Consider the following 19,307-nt stretch of genomic DNA (forward strand, 5'->3'; position numbering starts at 1 on the left):
CCCGTCCGTGCCCGTCCGTGCCCGTCCGTGCCCGTCCGTGCCCGTCCGTACGGCTCAGGCGGTCGAGGCCGCCAGCTGTCCGCAGGCTCCGTCGATGTCGGAGCCGCGGGTGTCGCGCACCGTGGTCGGGATACCGTGCGCACGCAGTCGCTCGACGAACTGCTGCTCGACCCCCTTGCGGGATGCCGTCCACTTCGAACCGGGCGTGGGGTTGAGCGGGATGGGGTTGACGTGCACCCAACCCTTGCCGCGGGCGTTCAGCTTTTCTCCCAGCAGGTCGGCCCGCCAGGCGTGATCATTGATGTCCTTGATCAGCGCGTACTCGATCGAGACCCGCCGACCGGTGGTCTGGTAGTAGCGGTACGCGGCGTCGAGCGCCTCGTCCACCGACCAGCGCGTGTTGATCGGGACGAGTTCGTTGCGCAGTTCGTCGTCAGGGGCATGCAGACTCAGCGCCAGGGTGACCGGGATGCCTTCGGCCGCCAGTTTGTCGATGGCGGGCACCAGGCCGACCGTCGACATCGTCAGGCCGCGCGCACTCATGCCGAGACCGGACGGCGGCGCCTCGGTGAGGCGGCGGATCGCGTTCACCGCCTGCCGGTAGTTGGCCAGCGCCTCCCCCATACCCATGAAGACGACGTTGGAAACGCGCAACGGGGCTTCGCGGTCCTCGCTGTTGCCGCCGGCAAGCTGTCCGCTGCGCAGGTAGCGCGCACCGGCGACGACCTGCTCCACGATCTCGGCGGTGGTGAGGTTGCGGGTGAGCCCCTCCTGGCCGGTGGCGCAGAACGGGCAGTTCATGCCACAGCCGGCCTGGCTGGAGATGCACATCGTGACGCGACCCGGGTAACGCATGATGACCGACTCGACGAGTGCTCCGTCGAAGAGCCGGAAGACCTGCTTGATCGTGCGGCCGTTGTCCGCTTCGAGCGAACGCACCGGCGTGAGCAGCTGCGGGAGCATCGCCGACACGAGCTCGTCGCGCCCGCCCTTGGGCAGGTCGGTCATCTGCTCCGGGTCGGTGACCAGGTGCTCGAAGTAGTGCGTCGAGAGCTGCTTGGCACGAAAACCCTTGTGCCCCAATGCTTCGACCGCTTGTTTGCGGCCGGCCTCGTCGAGATCGGCCAGGTGCACCGGCGGCTTGCCGCGCCGGGGCGCGGTAAAGGTGAGTTGCCCCGGTACCGGCTTGCGGGTCGAGGGGGTGGGCAGATCAGTTGACATGTTTCAGTTCACCGCTACGAAGGGAGTGAGGATGGCCCAGGTGACGGGTGCTGCGATCACCAGGGAGTCGAGACGGTCCATCAGACCGCCGTGACCGGGGATGAGATTGCTCATGTCCTTGATGCCGAGGTCTCGCTTGATCATCGACTCGCACAGGTCGCCTATGGTGGCGGCGACCACCAGGCAACAACCCATCAGCGCGCCGATCCACCAACGTCCATCGAGCAGGAAGTGGACGGCGAGCGAACCGGCCAGGACGCAGGACGCGAACGATCCTGCGAACCCTTCCCAGGACTTCTTGGGAGACACCGTCGGTGCCATCGGGTGCTTGCCGAACACCACCCCGACCGCGTACCCACCGATGTCGGAGCAGACAGTGGTCAGGATGAACACGACAATGCGTTGCGGTCCGTCGGCCGGGTGGACGAGCAGGATCGCGAACGAGATGAGAGTCGGTACGTACAAGGTGGTGAAGATGCCGCCCGCGACATCGGCGGCGCTGTCACGCACCCGCCCGATCGAGCGCCAGACCAGAATCCCGACGAAGGTCAGCGCCACTGCGGCTGCGAGAGCCTGCGGACCGAACGCGTACGCGACCGGCGGGATGATCGCCGCGCCGGCAAGCGTCGGGACCGCTGGCGGGTGGATGTTGCCGTGCGCCATTGCGCGCAGCAGTTCCCTGGTGCCGACGACCGCCGCGGCGGTCGCCAGAACGACGAAGGCTTCCTTTCGAACGAACAACGACACCAGGACGAGCGCCGCCAGGCCGAGCCCCACACCGATCGCGGCGTAGAGATTGCGTCCGGCCTTCGGGGTCGGGTTGTGAGCCACCGTGGCGCCCCGGCCGGCACGCGCCGAGCGACGGGTGACCGACGTCGCCGCAGCCTGGTCGGGCTGCGGCAGACGCTGCGGTGCGGTGTCGTTCATGAGCGGACGCGGAGGTCGATCAGACCTCCAGCAGTTCGGCTTCCTTGCGCTTCAGCAGATCGTCGATGACGTCGACGTGCTTCTTGGTCAGTGCTTCGAGGTCCTTCTCGCCGCGGCTGCCCTCGTCCTCACCGATGTCGCCGTCCTTGACCAGACGATCCATCTCTTCCTTGGCCTTGCGGCGGACGCTGCGCACCGAGACGCGGGCGTGCTCGGCCTTGTCGCGCGCGATCTTGATGTAATCGCGGCGGCGTTCCTCGGTCAGCTGCGGCAGGACGATGCGGATGACGTTTCCGTCATTGCTGGGGTTGACGCCGAGGTCGGACTCGCGCAGCGCCTTCTCGATCGCGGCCATCGAGCCCTTGTCGAAGGGCTGGACGAGGATGGTGCGTGCCTCGGGTGTCTGGAACGACGCCAGCTGCTGCAGCGGGGTCGGCGCACCGTAGTAGTCGACGGTGAGCTTGTTGAACATCGCGGCGTTCGCCCGGCCGGTGCGGATGGCGGAAAAGTCCTCCTTGGCCACCTCGACGGCCTTGTCCATCTTCTCCTCGGCCTCGAACAGGCTCTCTTCGATACTGCCGTCCATCGCGCGCGTGCTCCTTCGTACGGAAAGTCGTTCTGACAATGCTCAGATGTGGTCCGGTCAGGCCGGAACCACCAACGTCCCGATCCTCTCACCTTGCAGGGCTCGGGTGATGTTGCCCTCGCCCTCCATCCCGAAGACGACCATCGGCAACTTGTTCTCGGCACCGAGCGCGAACGCGGTCTGGTCGATGACCCGCAACTCGCGCTCCATCGCCTCCTGGTAGGTGACCTCGTCGATGAGGGTGGCGCTCGGGTCCTTCTTCGGGTCGGCGGTCATGACGCCCTCGACGCCGTTCTTGGCGATCAGGACGGCGTCGCAGCGGCTCTCCAGGGCGCGCTGGACCGCGACCGTGTCGGTCGAGAAGAACGGCATGCCCATTCCGGCGCCGAAGATGACCAAGCGGCCCTTCTCCATGTGGCGGATCGCGCGACGCGGGATGTACGACTCGGCGACCTGACCCATGGTGATGGCGGTCTGGACGCGAGTCTCGATGCCTTCCTTCTCCAGGAAGTCCTGCAGGGCAAGGCAATTCATCACGATGCCGAGCATGCCCATGTAGTCGGCACGTACCCGGTCCATGCCGCGCTGCTGCAGTTCGGCGCCACGGAAGAAGTTGCCTCCTCCGATGACGACGGCGATCTGGACGCCGGCGCGGTTGGCCTGCGCCATCTGAGCGGCAATGCCCTTGACGACGTCCGGGTCGAGGCCGATGCTCCCGCCTCCGAATACTTCACCGGAGAGCTTCAACAGCACTCGGTTGTAGGTCCGGCTGATGGCGGGTTCGGTCATGCGTGCCTCCGAGTTCGTGACTGGGCGTCGGTGAGTTCCCCCGGAGGAGATCCTGCGACCGTCCCTGACGATGCGGTCGACAAATACTTCCACATTCGCAACGCTGCTCCGTCCACGGTTGCCTTCCGCGCGGACGGCTGGCACTCTGTACCAGCCGTCCCTTAGTCACAAGAGCCACTTTGGTCAACGACTGTCACGGCGTGTCGCACGATTCACATCCAGGATCCCGTCCCCCGAAGCCACCGGAGCCCCCGCCGATGACTGTCCTCTTCCGTCGCCGCGCCAGCTTGTCAACATTCCTGGCCGCCGCCCTCCTGCTCCCCTTCGCCGCATCCGCAGCTGCCACGGACGACAAGGTCGGCGCCTACTCGCCGACGACCGGCCTGCGGAGCCCCGGAATCTCCAAGGCCGCCTGCAGCACCTACCCGTCGGGTCGTGACATCAACGTGACTCGCAAGATGTACGAGATCGGGCAGAACCGGAAGATCTCCGCGAAGGTGATGCTCGCGATGTTCGAGGCGGGCTGGGTCGAGTCCTGGCTCAACAACCTCAACTGCGGTGACCGCGATTCCATCGGCATCTTCCAGATGCGTCCGAGCATGGGGTGGGGCACCTACGAGCAACTGCGCGACGTGACGTACCAGGTGAACAAGTTCATCAATGTCGCACTCCCCCTCGAGAGCCGGTACTCCACCGCGGGTCAACTGGCGCAAGCCGTCGAACGTTCCGGGTACCCCTACCGGTACGACCAGGCGCAGGCCACCGCGCAGAAGTACATCAACGAGGCAGCACGCCCGTACGGCACCATCCTGACGTTGTGGACCAAGCTCGGTGGGGTCAATGGATCCCTCGGCGGTCCCCTGGCCGCAGAGACCGATTACGCATCCGGTGTGCGGTACGTGCCGTTCTCCAACGGGATCGCCGTGAAGTACAGCCGCGGCACGTTCGCCGTCTGGGGTGACAACTACCGCTACTGGGCTGCCGGGGGCGGCTTGGCAACCTACGGCCTGCCCACAATGTTGCCGAAGCGGGCCGCGGTGTCCCCCACCGGAACCAATGGCTTGACTCAGGGCTTCCAGCGAGGATGGATCTACTGGTCGTCCAAGACCAGGTCCCACGCCGTGATGCCGGCGATGCAGTCGACGTTCGTGAAGTACGGGGCCGAGGCCGCCGTCGGGTTCCCCGTCGGTGCGACAGTGACGAACTCCACGGGCACAACCCAGACCTTCGAGAAGGCCATCCTGAAGATCAGCCCGACCCGCGTCACCACCAAGGTCGCCCGCTGACCTCGGCCACGGTTCCGCACGAACAGCGGTGGCGGGTCCGACCGCGGACGGCGTCAGTAGCCGCTGACCGTCCGTAACGCCGCGATCAGAGCTGCCGCGCACCGGTCGTAATCGAGCTCGTCCACGTGCAACCCGCCGCCGAGGCGGATGTAGCCGCGGCCGGCGAAGTACACCGGCGGGCACTCCACACCCGAATCGCTCATCGCTCGGTACACCGCGGCGGCGTCCTCGGCGTCGCCGATCAAGCCGTCCGGCAACGGCACCAGCCGCATCGTGGGTGCGGTCCGTGCCGGCCACCCGTGGTCGTAGGCGGGCATGTCACCCGGGAATGCCATCGCAAGTTGCCGATGAACGATCTCCGAACCTGTTCGGAGCAGATCGGTGGACCGTGCGGCGATCTCGAACCCGCCGTGTTCCCGCCAGAACGCCAACCCGTCGAGGATCGCGAGCATCGGCGTGAAGTCGACCGTGCCCGGGAAGTCGTGCGACGCGGGAAATCCGCGTGCGCTGGTCCATGAGGTGACCGCGGAACGGATGGCGTCGCGATACTCGGGGGCCACCCACAGCGCACCGGTACCCCGCGGCGTGTAGCACCACTTATGCAGGTTCGTCGCCCAGAACGCTGCTCCCAGGCCGGCCACGTCGACGTCGAGCGTGCCCGACGCGTGGGCGGCATCGACGTACACCGGAACGGGCGCGACGGCGTCCACCACGGCCTTCACCGGGAGCATCAGGGCCGTGGGTGAGGTGATCTGGTCGATGACCACCAGCTTGGTGCGTTCGGTGACCTGAGCCCGGAAGGCCTCGACGATCTCGTCGTCCGTCGCATCGATGGCGAAGCCGGCGATCCGCTCGTGGGCGCCGCGCACCGCAGCAGCGGTCGCCACCGTCGGGTACCCGTGGTCGGAGACGACGACCTCGTCCCCTTCCCCCAGGCCGATCGCATCGAGGATCACCCCGACGCCCTCGGACACGTTGCGCACCAGCGCGGTCGAGCCGTCACCGACACCGAGAAAACGTTCCACCTCTGCGCGCACCCGCGCGAGTTCGTCGTGGCACTCCTGCCGGAAGAACCGCACCGGGTTCGCCTCGACCCGGTCGCTCCATCGTCGCTGCGCTTCCCGCACCGAGCGGGGAACCATCCCGAACGCCCCCGAATTCATGTGCAGCACAGTCGGATCGGCGTCGAACATGTCCATCACGTCATCGCGCATGCGGATCATTCTGCTGCATTGCATGACGAAGGGGCCGGACACCACATGCGGTGCCCGGCCCCTTCGGGGTGAAGCTGTGCGATCAGACGCCGACCTTGAAGCGAGCGAAACCGGTGATCTGCAGACCGGCCTCCTCCGCGACCTTTCCGACGGTCTTCTTCGCGTCCTTGGCGAACGCCTGCTCCAGCAGGACGTTCTCTTTGAAGAAGCCGTTGACGCGACCCTCGATGATCTTCGGCAGCGCGGCTTCCGGCTTGCCCTCTTCGCGGGCGGTCGCCTCGGCGACACGACGCTCGTTGGCGACGGTGTCGGCGTCGACGTCCTCACGGGACAGGACGGTCGGGCTGAACGCTGCGATGTGCATCGCGATGTCGCGAGCGGTCTGTGCGTCGTCACCCTTGACCGCCAGGACGACACCGATCTGCGCGGGCAGGTCGGGGCTCGTCTTGTGCAGGTAGGAGACGACGGTGTCGCCCTCCACGCTCGCGACGCGCTTGATCTCGATCTTCTCGCCGATGGTGGCGTTCGCCTCGTCGAGGATCGACTGCACGGTCTGACCGTCCAGTTCGCTGCTGAGCAGCTCCTCGGCGTTCTTGGCGTTGACGGCGACAGCCTGCTTCAGCACGCGGTCGGCGAGGGCACCGAACTTCTCGCCCTTGGCGACGAAGTCGGTCTCGCACAGCACCTCGACGAGGTTGCCGACCGATCCTTCGGCGGAGGCGGCGACGAGGCCGTTCTCCGTCGTGCGGCCCTCACGCTTGGTGACACCCTTCAGGCCCTTGACCCGAAGGATCTCGGTGGCCTTGGCCTGGTCGCCGTCGGCCTCGTCGAGTGCCTTCTTGACGTCGAGCATGCCGGCGCCGGTCGACTCACGCAGCGCCTTGATGTCGGCCGCGGTGTAGTTCGCCATGTGTTTGTTCGCTCCTTCGCGAATTGAAGTTGAACGAGGGTTGTGTCAGGCCTGGGCGTCGGTGGACGCGGGTGCCTCGACCTCGACCGCACCGGCAGCGTCGGCCGGAGCGGCAGCTGCCTCGGTGGCCTCCGCGAGCGCCTTGGCCTCGTCCTTGTCCGTGGTGTCGTCGGAGGCGAGCAGCTCGCGCTCCCACTCGGCCATCGGCTCGGACGCAGCGCCCTCGGTCGCGCCGCTCTGGCCCGAACGGGAAATGAGTCCCTCGGCGACGGCGTCGGCGACCACGCGGGTCAGCAGGGTGACCGCGCGGATGGCGTCGTCGTTACCCGGGATCTTGTAGTCGACCTCGTCCGGGTCGCAGTTGGTGTCGAGGATCGCGATGACCGGGATGTTCAGCTTGCGCGCCTCGGTGACCGCGAGGTGCTCCTTCTTGGTGTCGACGACCCAGACGGCCGAGGGCACCTTGTTCATGTCGCGGATACCGCCGAGGGTGCGCTCCAGCTTGTCCTTCTCGCGCTTGAGGACCAGGAGTTCCTTCTTGGTGCGTCCCGAACCGGCGACGTCGTCGAAGTCGATCTCCTCGAGCTCCTTGAGGCGAGCAAGGCGCTTGTGCACGGTGTTGAAGTTGGTGAGCATTCCACCGAGCCAGCGGTAGTTCACGTACGGCATGCCGACGCGGGTCGCCTGCTCGGCGATCGACTCCTGCGCCTGCTTCTTGGTGCCGACGAACAGGATCGTGCCACCGTGGGCGACGGTCTGCTTGATGAACTCGAACGCGTCGTTCAGGTAGGTGAGCGACTGCTGCAGATCGATGATGTAGATGCCATTGCGCTCGGTCATGATGAAGCGCTTCATCTTCGGGTTCCAGCGGCGGGTCTGGTGTCCGAAGTGGACGCCGCTCTCGAGGAGCTGGCGCATGGTGACGACGGCCATGCCGAAGTCCTTTCGTAGAGGTTTCCAGTTGTCCTTCACCACGGACGGGTGCCTGCGGTGAACCTGGTGCTCGGACGCCTCCCCACCCGCCGCCGAAGCGACGGGACCGAACGGATGCGCCCGGCCGGAGCCGGATCGAGCACGCGAATTCGACCCGACAGTTCGGGCCGTACTGCCAGTGTAGGGGCACCGCCCACGAACCGCCGAATCGCGCGGCCCCCGTAAGGTGCCGAAGGTGAGCAACCCACTCGTGCACCGCATGCAGGACTTCGGCGAGACCATCTTCGCCGAGATGACCCAACGGGCCCTGGCGGCCGACGCCGTGAACCTCGGGCAGGGGTTTCCGGACGCCGACGGGCCGAGCGCCGTGCTCGAAGCCGCCGTCGACGCCATCCGTGCGGGCCGCAATCAGTACCCACCCTCGACCGGATTTCCCGACCTACGTGAGGCAGTCAGCGAACATCAACGGCGCTTCCGCGGGGTCGAGGTCGACCCGGTGACCCAGGTGATGGCGACGGCCGGCGCCACTGAGGCGATCGCGACCACCATCCTGGCCCTGTGCGAGCAGGGAGACGAGGTCGTCACCTTCGAGCCGTACTACGACTCGTACGCGGCGTCGATCGCACTCGCCGGGGCGGTTCGGCGCACCAGCGTCCTGCGGTTCCCCGACTTCACGGTCGACGAGACCTCGCTGCGCGCCGCGTTCAGCGAACGCACCCGGCTGGTGCTGCTCAACACCCCGCACAATCCGACCGGCAAGGTGTTCAGCCGGACCGAGATGGACCTCATCGCCGCACTCGCCCGTGAACACGACGCAGTGGTCGTGACCGACGAGGTGTACGAGCACTTGGTCTACGACGCAGAGCACATCGCGATGGCGTCGCTGCCGGGGATGGCCGACCGCACGCTGACGATTTCCTCGGCCGGCAAGACGTTCGCGACGACCGGGTGGAAGATCGGTTGGATCACCGGCCCTGCCGAACTGATCACGGCGGTGCGGACCGTCAAGCAATTCGTGACTTTCTCCGGCGGCGCACCCTTCCAGCCCGCGATCGCCACCGGCCTGCGACTGCCCGACACCTTCTTCGCCGAGTTGCGCGATGTCATGCGCGCCCGACGCGATCTGCTGGTCGACGGGTTGCGCGAGATCGGCCTGCCCGTCGCTGTTCCGTCCGGCGGCTACTTCGTCGTGGCCGACTGCTCGGCATGGGGGCCGGACGGCCTGACTGTGTGCCGGGAACTCCCGGCCAAGGCCGGCGTCGCCGCTGTTCCGGTGTCCGCTTTCCACGATGATCCTGCGGCAGGCGCCACCTTGGTGCGGTTCGCGTTCTGCAAGCAGCCCGCCGTCATCACCGAGGGCATCGACCGTCTGCGTCGTACGTTCTCCACAGCCTGACGGTTGCCCTCCCGTTCGTCCACACGCATTGTCGCAGCGGTGGACGACGACGTGGTGCGGGCCCACGGTGCAGGGATGAAGACTCTCCTGGCGATGGTCTGGCTGACCTCGACGTTCGGACTGACCGCCCCCGCCTCGTCCCCGCAGGTCGTGGTTCCGGCGACGCCGGTCGGTGATTACCGATGGCCGCTGTCCCCCGAACCGTCCGTGGTCCGCCGGTTCGAAGCGCCGCCGCAGCGTTGGGCAGCCGGACATCGCGGAGTCGACCTGCTCGCCGCCCCATCGGTCGGTGTGCTCGCCGCCGGAGACGGTTTGATCAGTCACTCCGCAGTGATCGCGGGCCGCGGAACGGTGAGCATCACCCACCCCGACGGACGGCGAACCACATACGAGCCGCTGGAAGCCCGGATCGCTGCCGGGACGCGGGTTTCTGCGGGCGACCTAGTCGGAACACTGTCATCGGACGGGAGTCACTGCGCACCGCGCGCCTGCCTGCACTGGGGATTGCTCGTCGGCAAGCGCGAGTACCGCGATCCGCTGACGCTGTTGCGTCCGTCGCGCGTCAGGCTGCTGCCGGTGCCCTGACTACTTCGCGGCGGGTTTCTCGGGCCAGGCGTTCGGGGTGCATCCGCCGAGGCCGAGGGTCTGCTGGCTCAGACCGGCACGGGAACCGTCGGACGCGGCTTCGTGCCGGACGCAGTGCTCGTGGCGGGGCTCGTGGCGGGTCACGCGGACGGCTCGGGGGTGCGGGAGGATGGTCAGGCACGGGGGTGAGCCTGGGTGAAGGAGCGACGCAGCCGCTCGACCGAAACGTGGGTGTAGACCTGGGTGGTCGCCAGGCTGGAGTGCCCGAGCATCTCCTGCACCATGCGTAGATCCGCTCCCCCTTCGAGCATGTGGGTGGCGGCGCTGTGCCGAAGGCCGTGCGGACTCAGGTCGGGGGCGTCGGGGACGTGCCGCAGCGCCGCCTCCAACGAGCGCCGGATCGTGCGTGGGTCGATGCGGGAGCCCCGACGACCGAGGAAGAGCGCAGGGCCCGATCCGGCGACGGCCAACTTCGGCCGACCTTCACCCAGCCAGTGTTCGATCGCGATGCCGGCCGGGCGGCCGTACGGAACCGTCCGCTCTTTCTTCCCCTTGCCGAGGACCCGGACGACCTGGCGGTCACGATCCAGATCGTCGATGTCGAGCCCGACCAGCTCACCGATGCGCAGGCCGCTGGAGTAGAGCAGTTCGAGGGCCGCGCGGTCGCGCAGGTGCACGGGGTCGGAGTCGTCGGCTGCCATCTCGGCGATCCGCATCAAGTCGCCCGCCTCCGACTGCCGCAGAACGCCCGGGATAGTCTTCGACTTCTTCGGCGAGGCCAGCCGCAGCGCAGGATCCTGTTCCAACTCACCGCGCCGTACGGCCCAGCGGAAGAAAGCGCGGACGCTGGTCGCTCTGCGGGCGATCGTCGACTTCGCCGCGCCGTCCTGCGACATCTGCGCCAGCCAGGACCGCAGGTCCGCCAACCGCACATCGTCCCAACGCTGGATACCTCGCTCGCCGAAGAACTGTGCCAACGCACTCAGGTCCCCGGCATACGCCCGGACGGTGTGCTCCGACCGATTGCGTTCGACTTCGAGATGCCGCAGGAAGTCTGCGACAAGGACGTCGTCGAGCGGGCAGGCCATGGCGCAAACGCTAGTCTCCCGATCGTGCGCCGGCCGCCTGAAACGCCGGGTCCCGTCTACCCGCCTGGCTCACCTCGTACCAGGCGCCAACCTCCGTTCCGTTGTTCGGCCAGACCGAGTGCGTTCAGTTCACCCAGTCCGGCCAGCACTTCAGCCACCGCCAGACCTGCCCGCGCCACGAGTTGGTCGACATTCACCGTTCTGGTTGCCGGGAAAGCGTCCCTGGTACGAGCCGCCACTTCCGAGACGAGATCGAGCAGAGTGTCGGGTTCGCGCCGATCGGGTGCAGCGCAGGCCTCGAAAGGACCGAGCAGTTCGATCACCTCGCTCGCATCACACACCAGGTGCGCTCCCTGGCGGATCAGTTCGTGGGAGCCGGCGCTGGTCGCGGAGGTCACCGGTCCGGGCATCGCACCCACCGGGCGCCCGAGATCATTCGCGTAGCTCGCGGTGTTGAGCGATCCGGACCGCAGACCCGCTTCGACCACCACCGTGCCGCCGGTGAGGGCCGCGATCAACCGGTTGCGAGCAAGAAACCGGTACTTCATCGGTGTCTGTCCCGGCGGATACTCCGATACGAGGACGCCGTCGTCCCGGATGCGGTCCAGTAGGTCGCGGTGCGCCGCTGGGTAAGCACGGTCGAGCCCACAGGCGAGCGCGGCGACTGTCGCCGATCCCGAGCCGAGTGCTCCCTCGTGCGCTGCGGCGTCGATCCCGAATGCCGCACCCGAGACCACTGTGACGCCGTTGCTGCTCAGTTCGGCGGCCAGGGTCCGCGCGAGCGTGCTTCCGTACGGCGTGGCCGCCCGGGACCCCACGATCGCGACCGAACGGGCGACCAACTGATCGAGCCGTCCGTGCCCGCGCGCCCACAGACACCAGGGAGGCACGGCCAGATCGTCCAGGCCGGTCGGCCATTCGTCGTCGCCGGGGAAGATCGGTCGCATTCGCAGGCACCTTGCGGCGTCCAACAACCGATCGAGTTCGAGTTGTTCGATGCGTGCACGGCACCGTTCGAACGGTCCGCCGAGACCGTTCTGCACGGTCGTCCACGCGTCCTGGGCCGACAGGCCCACCAGCTTCGGGGTGACGACGCGATCGAGTGGTTCGACGGCGATGTTGAGCCGCAGCCTTGCCTCGCGTTCGGCAGTCAGGTGCCGCATTTCGGCGTCGAGCGACTGCCGGTGACCGGACTCGGTACTCATGCCGCCTCCTGTGCCGACCGCAGACCCAATGCCTGCATGAGATGTGGCGCCTGCGGGCGATCAGCGCCGGCGAGGTCGGCGAGTGTCCAGGCCAGCCCGAAGCATGAGCAAAGGCGTATGTGGGTTGGGAAACCCCCGCGACGGCGGCAACCGTCCGGGGGCATGACGCAGAACAGTAGGAGGTTCTGACGTGGGATCGATCGTACAGACATGGGTGCAGGTGTGCACCCTTCTGCAGGGCACCGCGTTACTCGCCGTCCTCGGCGCTCTCATCGTTGCGGTGCTGCGCCTGCACTACTTGCTTCACCGGACTGAGCAGCCGTCACTTTCAACGACACCTGCGCCCGAGGTTGAGCACCCGGCTCGGTGGTCGGCGTGACCTGGCAGGAAAAGCGCAACGGCTGGATCGGCGTCGATGGGCAGACCATCCGCAGCGCCGACACCTTCACCGAGGTTCACATCGAGTGGGACGTACCCGAGCGCTCCGACGCCGTAGCGGTCCAACTCGCTTGGTATGAGGGCGAGCTCGCCCTGCACGTCCGAACCGATGAATGGGCCGTGCTCACCAAGCGCACAGCACTCGACGTTGCTGCCTCCATCATCCGGCTCGCCAGTCAGATGCCCGACTGAACACCAACCCAACCGAAAGGAACTGACCATGCCCGCACGACGGATCACGCCGATTGAGCTCCGGATCACCGAAGGGTCGAACGAACTCTACTTCTCCGAGAACTCCGACTTGAGCGACCTCATGGCGACCACTCGCCCGACGTGGCCGCGACTGCCGATCAACGCCGAAGGTGGCTTCGTCCTCATCGCGCTCGACTGTGACGGCGACTTCGATCAGGTCGTTGTCGCACCGCCCGCCGGGTCGGATCACTCGCACACCGTCGAAATGATGCTCAGCGCCCGCGACGCAGCGCATGAGGTATATCGCGCTCTCGACTACATCGGGTCCGGCAAAGAGGTGCCCTCGCTCTACAACAACTGAGAACGATTCTCGCGGCGTCGGACAGCGCCCTAGCCGCGTCACCAAAACAGTTGTCGCGCCCGGTGATTGACCTCTAGACCCTTGAACCGGCAAGGGTTGCCCCCGGCTCGCAGTGCACGGCCAACCGGGGGTTAGCGACAGCCTACGCGCCTTCGGCGGGTGGGCTAGTCGGCGTGGGCTGGAATCAACGCGAGGTCGGTTCTTTGGGAGGGATTCCCATCATTGCGCCCACCGTCAGGTGGTCCGCGCCTGCGAACTCGCCCCCACCCCACTCCCCCCCACCCCCGGCCCGCGCTGACGCTCCCGGCACAGTCAGCTCGTATCCCCCCGGTGACCCCCGTTACCGTCTTGGTGAGCCTTGAAGCAAGGCTCCTGGTCGCCGGCCCCGGCATGACTGACTGCCCCTGTCGTTTGCATGATCCGGGGGGTGTTGTCACCGGGTGCTGGTGGCGCTGGTGGACCGCTGATAGGGACCGGGCCGCCCGAACGCCTGGGTAGGTCTCTTCGTAACGTGGATGTCGGCTTCCTGCGCCTGATCTGGTGACCAGCCGCTCGGACGCACGAGGAGGGACCATGTCTCGACCTGACTACGCGGTGTACATCGGGCTCGATGTCGGCAAACAGACGCACCACGCCTGCGCGCTGAACGTCGATGGCACACGGCTGCACGACAAACCGTTGCCCCAAGACGAGTCGTCGCTGCGTGGCCTGCTGACCAAACTCGGCACGCACGGTCGCCTGCTGGTGGTGGTCGATCAACCCGCAACGATCGGCGCGCTGCCGGTCGCGGTTGCTCGTGCCATGGGCGTGGACGTCGCCTACCTTCCCGGGCTGGCGATGCGCCGTATCGCCGACCTGCACCCCGGCAACGCCAAGACCGACGCAAGGGACGCGTACGTCATCGCCGAAGCCGCCCGGTCGATGCCGCACGCCCTGCGACGGGTCGACGTCGGCGACGACACCCTGGCCGACCTGGAAGTCATCGTCGGCTTCGATGACGACCTGGCCGGACAGGTCACCGCACAAGCAAACCGGATCAGAGGCCTTCTGACACAAGTGAACCCAGCCCTCGAACGTGTCCTCGGCCCACGCATCCAACACCCAGCAGTCCTCGAACTCCTGACCCGCTTCGGTGGCCCGACCGGCCTGCGCGCGGCCGGCCGGCGACGGTTGCTCGCCGTCGCCAAACCCCGCGCGCCCCGCTCCTACCAACGCCTCGTCGACGACATCCAGACAGCGCTCACCGAGCAGACCGTCACCGTCCCTGGCACCCGCGCCGCCGAGCTCGTCCTGCCCAAACTCGCGACCGGACTGGCTCGCCTGCTGCACGACCGCGCCGATCTGGGAACCCAACTGGAGGACATGCTCGATGCCCACCCTCTTGCCGCGGTCCTGACCTCGATGCCCGGCATCGGCGTCAGGACCGGCGCACGGATCCTGCTCGAAGTCGGCGACGGCTCGAGCTTCCCCACCTCCGGCCACCTCGCCGCGTACGCCGGCCTCGCACCCGTCACCCGCCGATCCGGCACCTCGATCCGCGGTGAGCACCCCGCCCGAGGCGGCAACAAGCACCTCAAACGAGCGATGTTCCTCGCCGCGTTCGCCGCACTGCACGACCCGACCTCGCGGGCCTACTACGACCGCAAACGCGGCCAAGGCAAGAAGCACAACGCCGCCCTCATCTGCCTCGCCCGACGACGCTGCGACGTGATGTACGCGATGCTTCGCGACGGAACCCTCTACCAACAGAAAACCCCCGCCGCTTGACGAAGACCATAGGGACACCCCCCCACCCCCACGAGGCGTCACTCATTGGTGACCCAGGGGGACGCCTCCGCCCCACCCCCCTCGCCGGCCCGCTCCGCACAGGGCCACAGGAGAGAGCAGCGCCGATATTCCACAGCGGGCCGCTCGGCTGCGGTGGGGGGGGTGCCTCGGGGGGATACGCGAAGCCCTGTGCGGAGCGGGCTAGGGAGGCCGGATAGGGGCACCCCCGCCACCCTCATGCCGTGAGGTGACGGGGGTGCGTGACGGTTCGAGCGGGAACCCCTCGCGCTCGACCGTCGATCTAGTGACCGGTGACGAACGCCATCGCCGCCCAGCAGTCTGGACAGTTGATGACGGTGCGTCGCCCGGTCAGGACGGTTCCGGTTGCCACGACGGGCCGGCCGCAGATCGTGCGCTCAGCCTGCGGTGACTCCATGTGACAGCGACGGCGCTGCGTCCGGTCGAGCAGCGCCGTCGCGCTCAGGATCATGCCGGCGCCGTGACCGTGAACTTGGCGATCCGGTTGGGAAGCACCACGTTCGCACCGAAGCGCCAGGTGCAGCGCAGCGCGATCGAGTCCGAGGCGAAGTAGACGTGCTCGGACTGTGCGACCTGCACCTGACCGACCGCGGACACGACCGCGCTCTTGTCGATCACCAGGCCAGCGCCCGAGGTCATGGCCGACGACACCAGCACCGGCACGTCGAGCAGCATCCGAGCACTGTCGTTCATCCCGGCACCGAGCAGGTTCTGCGCCGAGCCGGTCGCGGCCTTGAACTTCCGCAGGGACGCCCACGCATCCGGCGCAACGATGATGTGCGAGGGGGTGCCGCCATTGCCCTCGATCGTGGCGAAGGCATCGATCAGCTTGTCCAGGCTCGAGGCGACGGCTCCACCGTTGACGATGCCGGCCACGTTGAGCAGACCGGGCGGCGGTGTGACAGCGGGCGCGGTCGGCTTCGCCTGCGCGATGAACGCAGCATCTGCCGCCTTGGTGACGGCGCGGCGCACCGACTCCGACAGTTGGGTGCTCACGCCCGGCTGCATCCACTGCTCGCGCGACAGGCGCACGAGCTGGGACACCTTGCCGGTGTAGACCAGGACTTCGGACAGGGACGGGTCGGCCTCGGGGATTACGTCGCCCTCGGCGGTGAACGTCGCGGCGGCGTCGTCCACGTACGCGACACGCACCGCAGGCGCGTCACCTTCGACGCTTCCGGCCACGGTCGACGCCTGCAGGATCAGGGACTCTCCGACCGCCTCGGCAGGTGCGAAGGTGAACACGTCCGGACGCCAGCCCGGTGCGCTGGTAACGGTTGTTTCAGTAGCCATGTTGGTGGCCTTTCAAGGGAATGCGGGCACACGGGCACCGCGAAACGAATGATGTGTTTCGAGCGGTTTCGGCCCCTGGCCGGTCACCGTTGCCCCGCTGGGGCTACGTGTCCTCGGGACAGGCCACCGGCCCGGCATCCTCAGACACTGCAAGGATACCAGGCCGGTGAGAATGGTTATCAGAACTGGGGAGCGAACGCCCCGCTGAATCCGGTATCGCCGCGCATCTCGGGGTTGCGGCCTTCCTTCGGCACGATGTTGCCCGGACGCGGGCGCGACAGTCCGAGCCGGTCGGATGCGTCCCGGCATGCCTGCGTGATCTTCTCGGCGTCGGCGTTGCCGTCCTCGTCGAGCACGTCGGCCAGGCTCACCCCAGCCGCCCACAGCCCTTCGGGTTTGCTCAGGTGCACACCCGCCAGCCGCTCGACCTCGGCGCGCTGCAGACGCTCGACCGTGGCCCGCAGGGTGTCTCGCTCGCCCTCGGCCGCCCGCAGCTTGCGCCGGTACCGGGCAGCCTCGCGGTCGTCCTCGGTGCGCTCGTCGCCCTCAGTGCCTTCGCCCTCAGGCTCTGTGTGTGTAAGCGGCCCATTGCCGGGAGCGGGCTTGGTGGTGGTGCTCGCGGCCCCCTCCCCCTGGGTGTCGTCGCTGGTCTCGTCGGTCGGGTCGAGCTTGGTCTGCTCAGTCACGGTTGATCTCCTTCGGTGGGTTGATGATGGTCAGCTTCGGCACGTCCGCCGGCGTCAGCCCGACAGTGGCCAGTTCGGCCAACGTCACGCCGACGCCGGCGCGATAGCCCCAGTCGCAATCACTGGGGGCGAATCCGGCAGGGATGCCGTCGACGTCCTCGATCAGTTCCGGCGGCGGCTGGTAGTACGTCCCAACCTGCGCGTTTTGTCGCAAGTAGTCCTCACGGTTCACGGTGTCTCCTTCGTTCGGTTGGTCAGTCCGGCCGCGCGTCAACGCATCCGGAACGCGGGTCAAAGCCAGGTGATCGGCGTTCATCGAGTCACCGCCGTTCCTGCGTTTGTGCAGGTCAGCGGCCTGGGTGTAGGTGGGTGAAGGGTTCCCGCTAACTCTCCTTGTATTTCCCCGCGGGAAAGTTTGTGGGAAACCTTCACCACCCTTCACCCCCACCCGTTTCAAGCGGCGCGATGCTGTCTCGCGTCATGCCCTTTTTGGTCCGTCGAGCCTCGTATCCGAGCCGGTCAAGCTCCTTGCCAAGAGCCTTCTCCGTGAGCGGCTCAGCACCGTCCGAGACAGCCCACCGCTGCCATGCGGCGTAAAGCTCTCGGGTGGTTGCAGCGACCTGTGCGCCGACTGTGCAGGCGTCGGTGATGAACCGGGCAACGTCGTCGCTCTCGGCCTTGTAGGCGTCCGTCGCGCGCATCACCGACGACGGTTCGGCCATGCCGTGATCGAGGTAGTCGAGGTAGCCGGCCACCGCCCACAGCAGCACCTCATCGGCGGCAAGTTCGAGGCGTTCACCCAACCGCAGGTCGCGTGCCTCGGGCGGCACCGTCACATCGAACGGGATCACCCGGACTCGTCGCCAGGTCGCCGGGTCGTTGCCCTTCACCGACGGCAGGTGGTTGGTGACGTAGATCAGTTGGTGGCTCGGTGCCCATGTCACCGGCTTCTGATACAGCGGTCGGGCCGTGATCGGGTCACCGCCGGTCAGTCGCTTCATCACCGCCTCGTCGAGCTTGCGCCCTTCTTCGGTCTCCGAGCCGATCACTAACCGGACGCCCAGCAGTTCCATCAACTCGGGGTTGGCGCTGCCTCGGCCGCGGTCGTGCGCCATTAGCAGCGCCGGGTCGATCACCGCGACGTAATCGCCCAGCGCGTAACCGAGCGCGTTCATTGCCGTGCTCTTACCGTTCGCGCCCGTGCCGATCAGGATCGGCAACAGGTGCTCACGTACGCGGCCGTAGAGCGCCTGACCGATCACCCGGCGCAGGTACTCCCGTTCGCTCTCATCGGGCAGCACCGAGGCCAGGAACGTGCTCCACGTCGACCCCGCTGCTGTCTCGTCGTACGCGGCACGGGTGACCTTGGTCAGCCGGTCCCGCGCGTCGTGCTCGCGCAGTTGTCCGGTGCGCAGGTCGAGCGTGCCGTTCGCGCAGTTGAGTAGGTGCGGATCCGCGTCGAGGTCGTCGATCGTCGCGGCGAACTCCTCGAGCGCGGATGCCAGTCCGAGCACGCCCAGCACGCCGGCGTCGGTCTCGCACTTAGTGACATCAGCCCGCAGGGTCGGATCATGCAGGGAATCGGCCAGGGCATCGCGCAGCACGCTCAGCACCGCACGCTTGGCCGCCCCGCGTTCGTCCTCGCTCCACCGCTTGCCGTCGTAGACCATCCACCCGATCCCACGCACGAACAGCAGCCGGTCACGGTGGGACCGCGCCAGCCGGTAGGCCATTCGCAGTTGCCCGCGGTGACGCTCACCATCAGGTGAGACCGGCCGGCCGTCCTCGTCGAACTGGTCGACGTCGACACTGTGCAAACTCATCGCGGATCACCTTCGATCAGACGGACGTCGTAACCCTCGTGCTGCAACATGGACAGCAGGTCCGACAACCGCTCTCGTCGGACCGCACGGGCCCGCACGATGCGATCGTTCGTGGACGGCACGCCGTACCGCTTGAACACCTCGGAGACGTGCCCACGGACGAACACGTATCGGGTACTCGACCCGTCGAAAACGCTTGCGTGCTTCACGCTGCACCACCCCGCAGGGAGTCATGCACGGCGCGGCGCTGCGTCTCGCGAGCGTGTTCCAGCCGCTCGGCAACCTCGGCCCACGGATCACGCACCGGGTCGATACCGAGCCGGTCGAACACCGGGTGCCGGTCACCGCCAGCGGCGGACCGAACTACCTCAACGGCGCGTTGCCAGTCCTCGGCATCCATGCGGCCAGCAGCAGCCAGGCCAGCTCTCAGGCCGTTGTCGTACGCCGCCTCGGATGTGGCGATGAGGAACCTGAGACTGAACGCCGGCTGGTCGAGGTCGCCAATCATCGTCGGCTCACTCATCGGAACCACCACCAGCGAGCACCAGGGCAGCCAGGCGGCGGGCAC

24 protein-coding genes are annotated in these 19,307 nt (G+C 67.3%); 6 read left to right on the forward strand and 18 right to left on the reverse strand.

Annotated features, from left to right (window positions below):
* Positions 1-54 precede the first annotated feature (54 nt).
* Genes rlmN through pyrH form a run of 4 tightly spaced genes read right to left on the reverse strand, consistent with a single transcriptional unit; the run spans position 55 to position 3,523 of the window.
* The gene (gene rlmN, locus FB459_RS13885) at positions 55-1,221 is read right to left on the reverse strand and encodes a dual-specificity RNA methyltransferase RlmN (protein ID WP_129625544.1); all 1,167 of its coding nucleotides are present in this window, start codon (positions 1,219-1,221) and stop codon (positions 55-57) included.
* Positions 1,222-1,224: 3 nt separating this feature from the next.
* Entirely contained in the window at positions 1,225-2,148 is a 924-nt protein-coding gene (locus FB459_RS13890; protein ID WP_141928918.1) for a phosphatidate cytidylyltransferase, read from the reverse strand.
* Positions 2,149-2,167: 19 nt separating this feature from the next.
* Positions 2,168-2,734, reverse strand: a complete 567-nt coding sequence (gene frr, locus FB459_RS13895; RefSeq protein WP_129625542.1) for a ribosome recycling factor — start codon at positions 2,732-2,734, stop codon at positions 2,168-2,170.
* A 57-nt stretch (positions 2,735-2,791) separates the two neighbouring features.
* Positions 2,792-3,523, reverse strand: coding sequence for a UMP kinase (pyrH, locus tag FB459_RS13900; protein WP_129625541.1), 732 nt, complete (start codon positions 3,521-3,523; stop codon positions 2,792-2,794).
* Between the two features lie 257 nt (positions 3,524-3,780).
* On the opposite strand from pyrH, the gene FB459_RS13905 reads away from it, so the two are divergent.
* Positions 3,781-4,809 (forward strand): LGFP repeat-containing protein, encoded by a 1,029-nt coding sequence (locus FB459_RS13905; RefSeq protein ID WP_141928919.1) that lies wholly within the window; start codon positions 3,781-3,783, stop codon positions 4,807-4,809.
* 53 nt (positions 4,810-4,862) lie between these two features.
* Here FB459_RS13905 and FB459_RS13910 read toward each other — a convergent pair whose 3' ends face one another.
* The 3 genes from FB459_RS13910 to rpsB all read right to left on the reverse strand — a co-directional run bounded on the left by FB459_RS13910 (position 4,863) and on the right by rpsB (position 7,866).
* On the reverse strand, positions 4,863-6,023 hold the full coding sequence (locus FB459_RS13910; protein ID WP_141928920.1) for an aminotransferase class V-fold PLP-dependent enzyme: 1,161 nt from the start codon (positions 6,021-6,023) through the stop codon (positions 4,863-4,865).
* 82 nt (positions 6,024-6,105) lie between these two features.
* A complete protein-coding gene (tsf, locus tag FB459_RS13915; RefSeq protein ID WP_141928921.1) occupies positions 6,106-6,933 on the reverse strand; it encodes a translation elongation factor Ts in 828 nt (275 codons plus the stop codon).
* A 45-nt stretch (positions 6,934-6,978) separates the two neighbouring features.
* Entirely contained in the window at positions 6,979-7,866 is an 888-nt protein-coding gene (gene rpsB, locus FB459_RS13920; protein WP_129625538.1) for a 30S ribosomal protein S2, read from the reverse strand.
* Between the two features lie 235 nt (positions 7,867-8,101).
* On the opposite strand from rpsB, the gene FB459_RS13925 reads away from it, so the two are divergent.
* Both FB459_RS13925 and FB459_RS13930 read left to right on the forward strand, forming a co-directional pair.
* Positions 8,102-9,262, forward strand: coding sequence for a pyridoxal phosphate-dependent aminotransferase (locus tag FB459_RS13925; RefSeq protein WP_141928922.1), 1,161 nt, complete (start codon positions 8,102-8,104; stop codon positions 9,260-9,262).
* Positions 9,263-9,337: 75 nt separating this feature from the next.
* Entirely contained in the window at positions 9,338-9,847 is a 510-nt protein-coding gene (locus FB459_RS13930; RefSeq protein WP_240795983.1) for a M23 family metallopeptidase, read from the forward strand.
* On the opposite strand, the gene FB459_RS17420 is transcribed toward FB459_RS13930, so the two are convergent.
* From FB459_RS17420 to FB459_RS18300, 4 genes are read right to left on the reverse strand one after another with little or no spacing between them, the layout of a single operon-like run.
* Positions 9,848-9,991 carry a hypothetical protein gene (locus tag FB459_RS17420; RefSeq protein WP_170221936.1) on the reverse strand — a complete coding sequence of 48 codons (144 nt, stop codon included), beginning with the start codon at positions 9,989-9,991 and terminating at the stop codon, positions 9,848-9,850.
* A gap of 29 nt (positions 9,992-10,020) precedes the next feature.
* Entirely contained in the window at positions 10,021-10,935 is a 915-nt protein-coding gene (locus FB459_RS13935) for a tyrosine recombinase XerC (protein WP_141928923.1), read from the reverse strand.
* A gap of 56 nt (positions 10,936-10,991) precedes the next feature.
* Entirely contained in the window at positions 10,992-12,140 is a 1,149-nt protein-coding gene (dprA, locus tag FB459_RS13940) for a DNA-processing protein DprA (protein ID WP_141928924.1), read from the reverse strand.
* Positions 12,137-12,352 carry a magnesium chelatase subunit ChlI family protein gene (locus FB459_RS18300; protein WP_484455999.1) on the reverse strand — a complete coding sequence of 72 codons (216 nt, stop codon included), beginning with the start codon at positions 12,350-12,352 and terminating at the stop codon, positions 12,137-12,139. The genes dprA and FB459_RS18300 overlap by 4 nt, the downstream gene beginning before the upstream one ends.
* Before the next feature lie 163 nt (positions 12,353-12,515).
* Here FB459_RS18300 and FB459_RS13945 point away from each other — a divergent pair, with 163 nt between their 5' ends.
* From FB459_RS13945 to FB459_RS13955, 3 genes are all read left to right on the forward strand, one after another.
* Positions 12,516-12,770, forward strand: a complete 255-nt coding sequence (locus FB459_RS13945) for a hypothetical protein (protein WP_141928925.1) — start codon at positions 12,516-12,518, stop codon at positions 12,768-12,770.
* Between the two features lie 28 nt (positions 12,771-12,798).
* A complete protein-coding gene (locus FB459_RS13950; RefSeq protein ID WP_141928926.1) occupies positions 12,799-13,131 on the forward strand; it encodes a hypothetical protein in 333 nt (110 codons plus the stop codon).
* Positions 13,132-13,704: 573 nt separating this feature from the next.
* A complete protein-coding gene (locus tag FB459_RS13955) occupies positions 13,705-14,898 on the forward strand; it encodes an IS110 family RNA-guided transposase (protein WP_141928608.1) in 1,194 nt (397 codons plus the stop codon).
* A gap of 301 nt (positions 14,899-15,199) precedes the next feature.
* Here FB459_RS13955 and FB459_RS13960 read toward each other — a convergent pair whose 3' ends face one another.
* The 7 genes from FB459_RS13960 to FB459_RS13990 form a co-directional block, all read right to left on the reverse strand.
* Positions 15,200-15,388, reverse strand: a complete 189-nt coding sequence (locus tag FB459_RS13960; protein WP_141928927.1) for a hypothetical protein — start codon at positions 15,386-15,388, stop codon at positions 15,200-15,202.
* A complete protein-coding gene (locus FB459_RS13965; protein ID WP_141928928.1) occupies positions 15,385-16,230 on the reverse strand; it encodes a phage major capsid protein in 846 nt (281 codons plus the stop codon). Before FB459_RS13965 ends, FB459_RS13960 begins: the two co-directional genes overlap by 4 nt.
* Before the next feature lie 179 nt (positions 16,231-16,409).
* Positions 16,410-16,916, reverse strand: a complete 507-nt coding sequence (locus FB459_RS13970; RefSeq protein WP_141928929.1) for a hypothetical protein — start codon at positions 16,914-16,916, stop codon at positions 16,410-16,412.
* On the reverse strand, positions 16,909-17,232 hold the full coding sequence (locus FB459_RS13975) for a hypothetical protein (RefSeq protein ID WP_141928930.1): 324 nt from the start codon (positions 17,230-17,232) through the stop codon (positions 16,909-16,911). The genes FB459_RS13970 and FB459_RS13975 overlap by 8 nt, the downstream gene beginning before the upstream one ends.
* A 112-nt stretch (positions 17,233-17,344) precedes the next feature.
* A complete protein-coding gene (locus tag FB459_RS13980) occupies positions 17,345-18,739 on the reverse strand; it encodes a DNA primase family protein (RefSeq protein WP_141928931.1) in 1,395 nt (464 codons plus the stop codon).
* Positions 18,736-18,948 carry a hypothetical protein gene (locus FB459_RS13985; protein ID WP_141928932.1) on the reverse strand — a complete coding sequence of 71 codons (213 nt, stop codon included), beginning with the start codon at positions 18,946-18,948 and terminating at the stop codon, positions 18,736-18,738. The genes FB459_RS13980 and FB459_RS13985 overlap by 4 nt, the downstream gene beginning before the upstream one ends.
* A complete protein-coding gene (locus tag FB459_RS13990) occupies positions 18,945-19,262 on the reverse strand; it encodes a hypothetical protein (RefSeq protein ID WP_141928933.1) in 318 nt (105 codons plus the stop codon). The genes FB459_RS13985 and FB459_RS13990 overlap by 4 nt, the downstream gene beginning before the upstream one ends.
* Positions 19,263-19,307: the final 45 nt, after the last annotated feature.

Origin of the sequence: Yimella lutea (assembly GCF_006715095.1) — a bacterium.
Taxonomy (GTDB): domain Bacteria; phylum Actinomycetota; class Actinomycetes; order Actinomycetales; family Dermatophilaceae; genus Yimella; species Yimella lutea.

What these genes read in the sequence shown, in the direction of transcription:
- dprA (WP_141928924.1), bottom strand. Translation starts at nt 12,140, where the DNA reads ATGAGTACCGAGTCCGGTCACCGGCAGTCGCTCGACGCCGAAATGCGG.
- FB459_RS13950 (WP_141928926.1), top strand. Translation starts at nt 12,799, where the DNA reads ATGCCCGCACGACGGATCACGCCGATTGAGCTCCGGATCACCGAAGGG.
- FB459_RS13960 (WP_141928927.1), bottom strand. Translation starts at nt 15,388, where the DNA reads ATGATCCTGAGCGCGACGGCGCTGCTCGACCGGACGCAGCGCCGTCGC.
- frr (WP_129625542.1), bottom strand. Translation starts at nt 2,734, where the DNA reads ATGGACGGCAGTATCGAAGAGAGCCTGTTCGAGGCCGAGGAGAAGATG.
- FB459_RS13905 (WP_141928919.1), top strand. Translation starts at nt 3,781, where the DNA reads ATGACTGTCCTCTTCCGTCGCCGCGCCAGCTTGTCAACATTCCTGGCC.
- FB459_RS13910 (WP_141928920.1), bottom strand. Translation starts at nt 6,023, where the DNA reads ATGCGCGATGACGTGATGGACATGTTCGACGCCGATCCGACTGTGCTG.
- FB459_RS13955 (WP_141928608.1), top strand. Translation starts at nt 13,705, where the DNA reads ATGTCTCGACCTGACTACGCGGTGTACATCGGGCTCGATGTCGGCAAA.
- FB459_RS13980 (WP_141928931.1), bottom strand. Translation starts at nt 18,739, where the DNA reads ATGAGTTTGCACAGTGTCGACGTCGACCAGTTCGACGAGGACGGCCGG.
- FB459_RS13965 (WP_141928928.1), bottom strand. Translation starts at nt 16,230, where the DNA reads ATGGCTACTGAAACAACCGTTACCAGCGCACCGGGCTGGCGTCCGGAC.
- FB459_RS13930 (WP_240795983.1), top strand. Translation starts at nt 9,338, where the DNA reads ATGAAGACTCTCCTGGCGATGGTCTGGCTGACCTCGACGTTCGGACTG.
- FB459_RS13975 (WP_141928930.1), bottom strand. Translation starts at nt 17,232, where the DNA reads ATGAACGCCGATCACCTGGCTTTGACCCGCGTTCCGGATGCGTTGACG.
- FB459_RS13990 (WP_141928933.1), bottom strand. Translation starts at nt 19,262, where the DNA reads ATGAGTGAGCCGACGATGATTGGCGACCTCGACCAGCCGGCGTTCAGT.
- FB459_RS13935 (WP_141928923.1), bottom strand. Translation starts at nt 10,935, where the DNA reads ATGGCCTGCCCGCTCGACGACGTCCTTGTCGCAGACTTCCTGCGGCAT.
- rpsB (WP_129625538.1), bottom strand. Translation starts at nt 7,866, where the DNA reads ATGGCCGTCGTCACCATGCGCCAGCTCCTCGAGAGCGGCGTCCACTTC.
- rlmN (WP_129625544.1), bottom strand. Translation starts at nt 1,221, where the DNA reads ATGTCAACTGATCTGCCCACCCCCTCGACCCGCAAGCCGGTACCGGGG.
- tsf (WP_141928921.1), bottom strand. Translation starts at nt 6,933, where the DNA reads ATGGCGAACTACACCGCGGCCGACATCAAGGCGCTGCGTGAGTCGACC.
- FB459_RS18300 (WP_484455999.1), bottom strand. Translation starts at nt 12,352, where the DNA reads ATGTCTGTACGATCGATCCCACGTCAGAACCTCCTACTGTTCTGCGTC.
- pyrH (WP_129625541.1), bottom strand. Translation starts at nt 3,523, where the DNA reads ATGACCGAACCCGCCATCAGCCGGACCTACAACCGAGTGCTGTTGAAG.
- FB459_RS13890 (WP_141928918.1), bottom strand. Translation starts at nt 2,148, where the DNA reads ATGAACGACACCGCACCGCAGCGTCTGCCGCAGCCCGACCAGGCTGCG.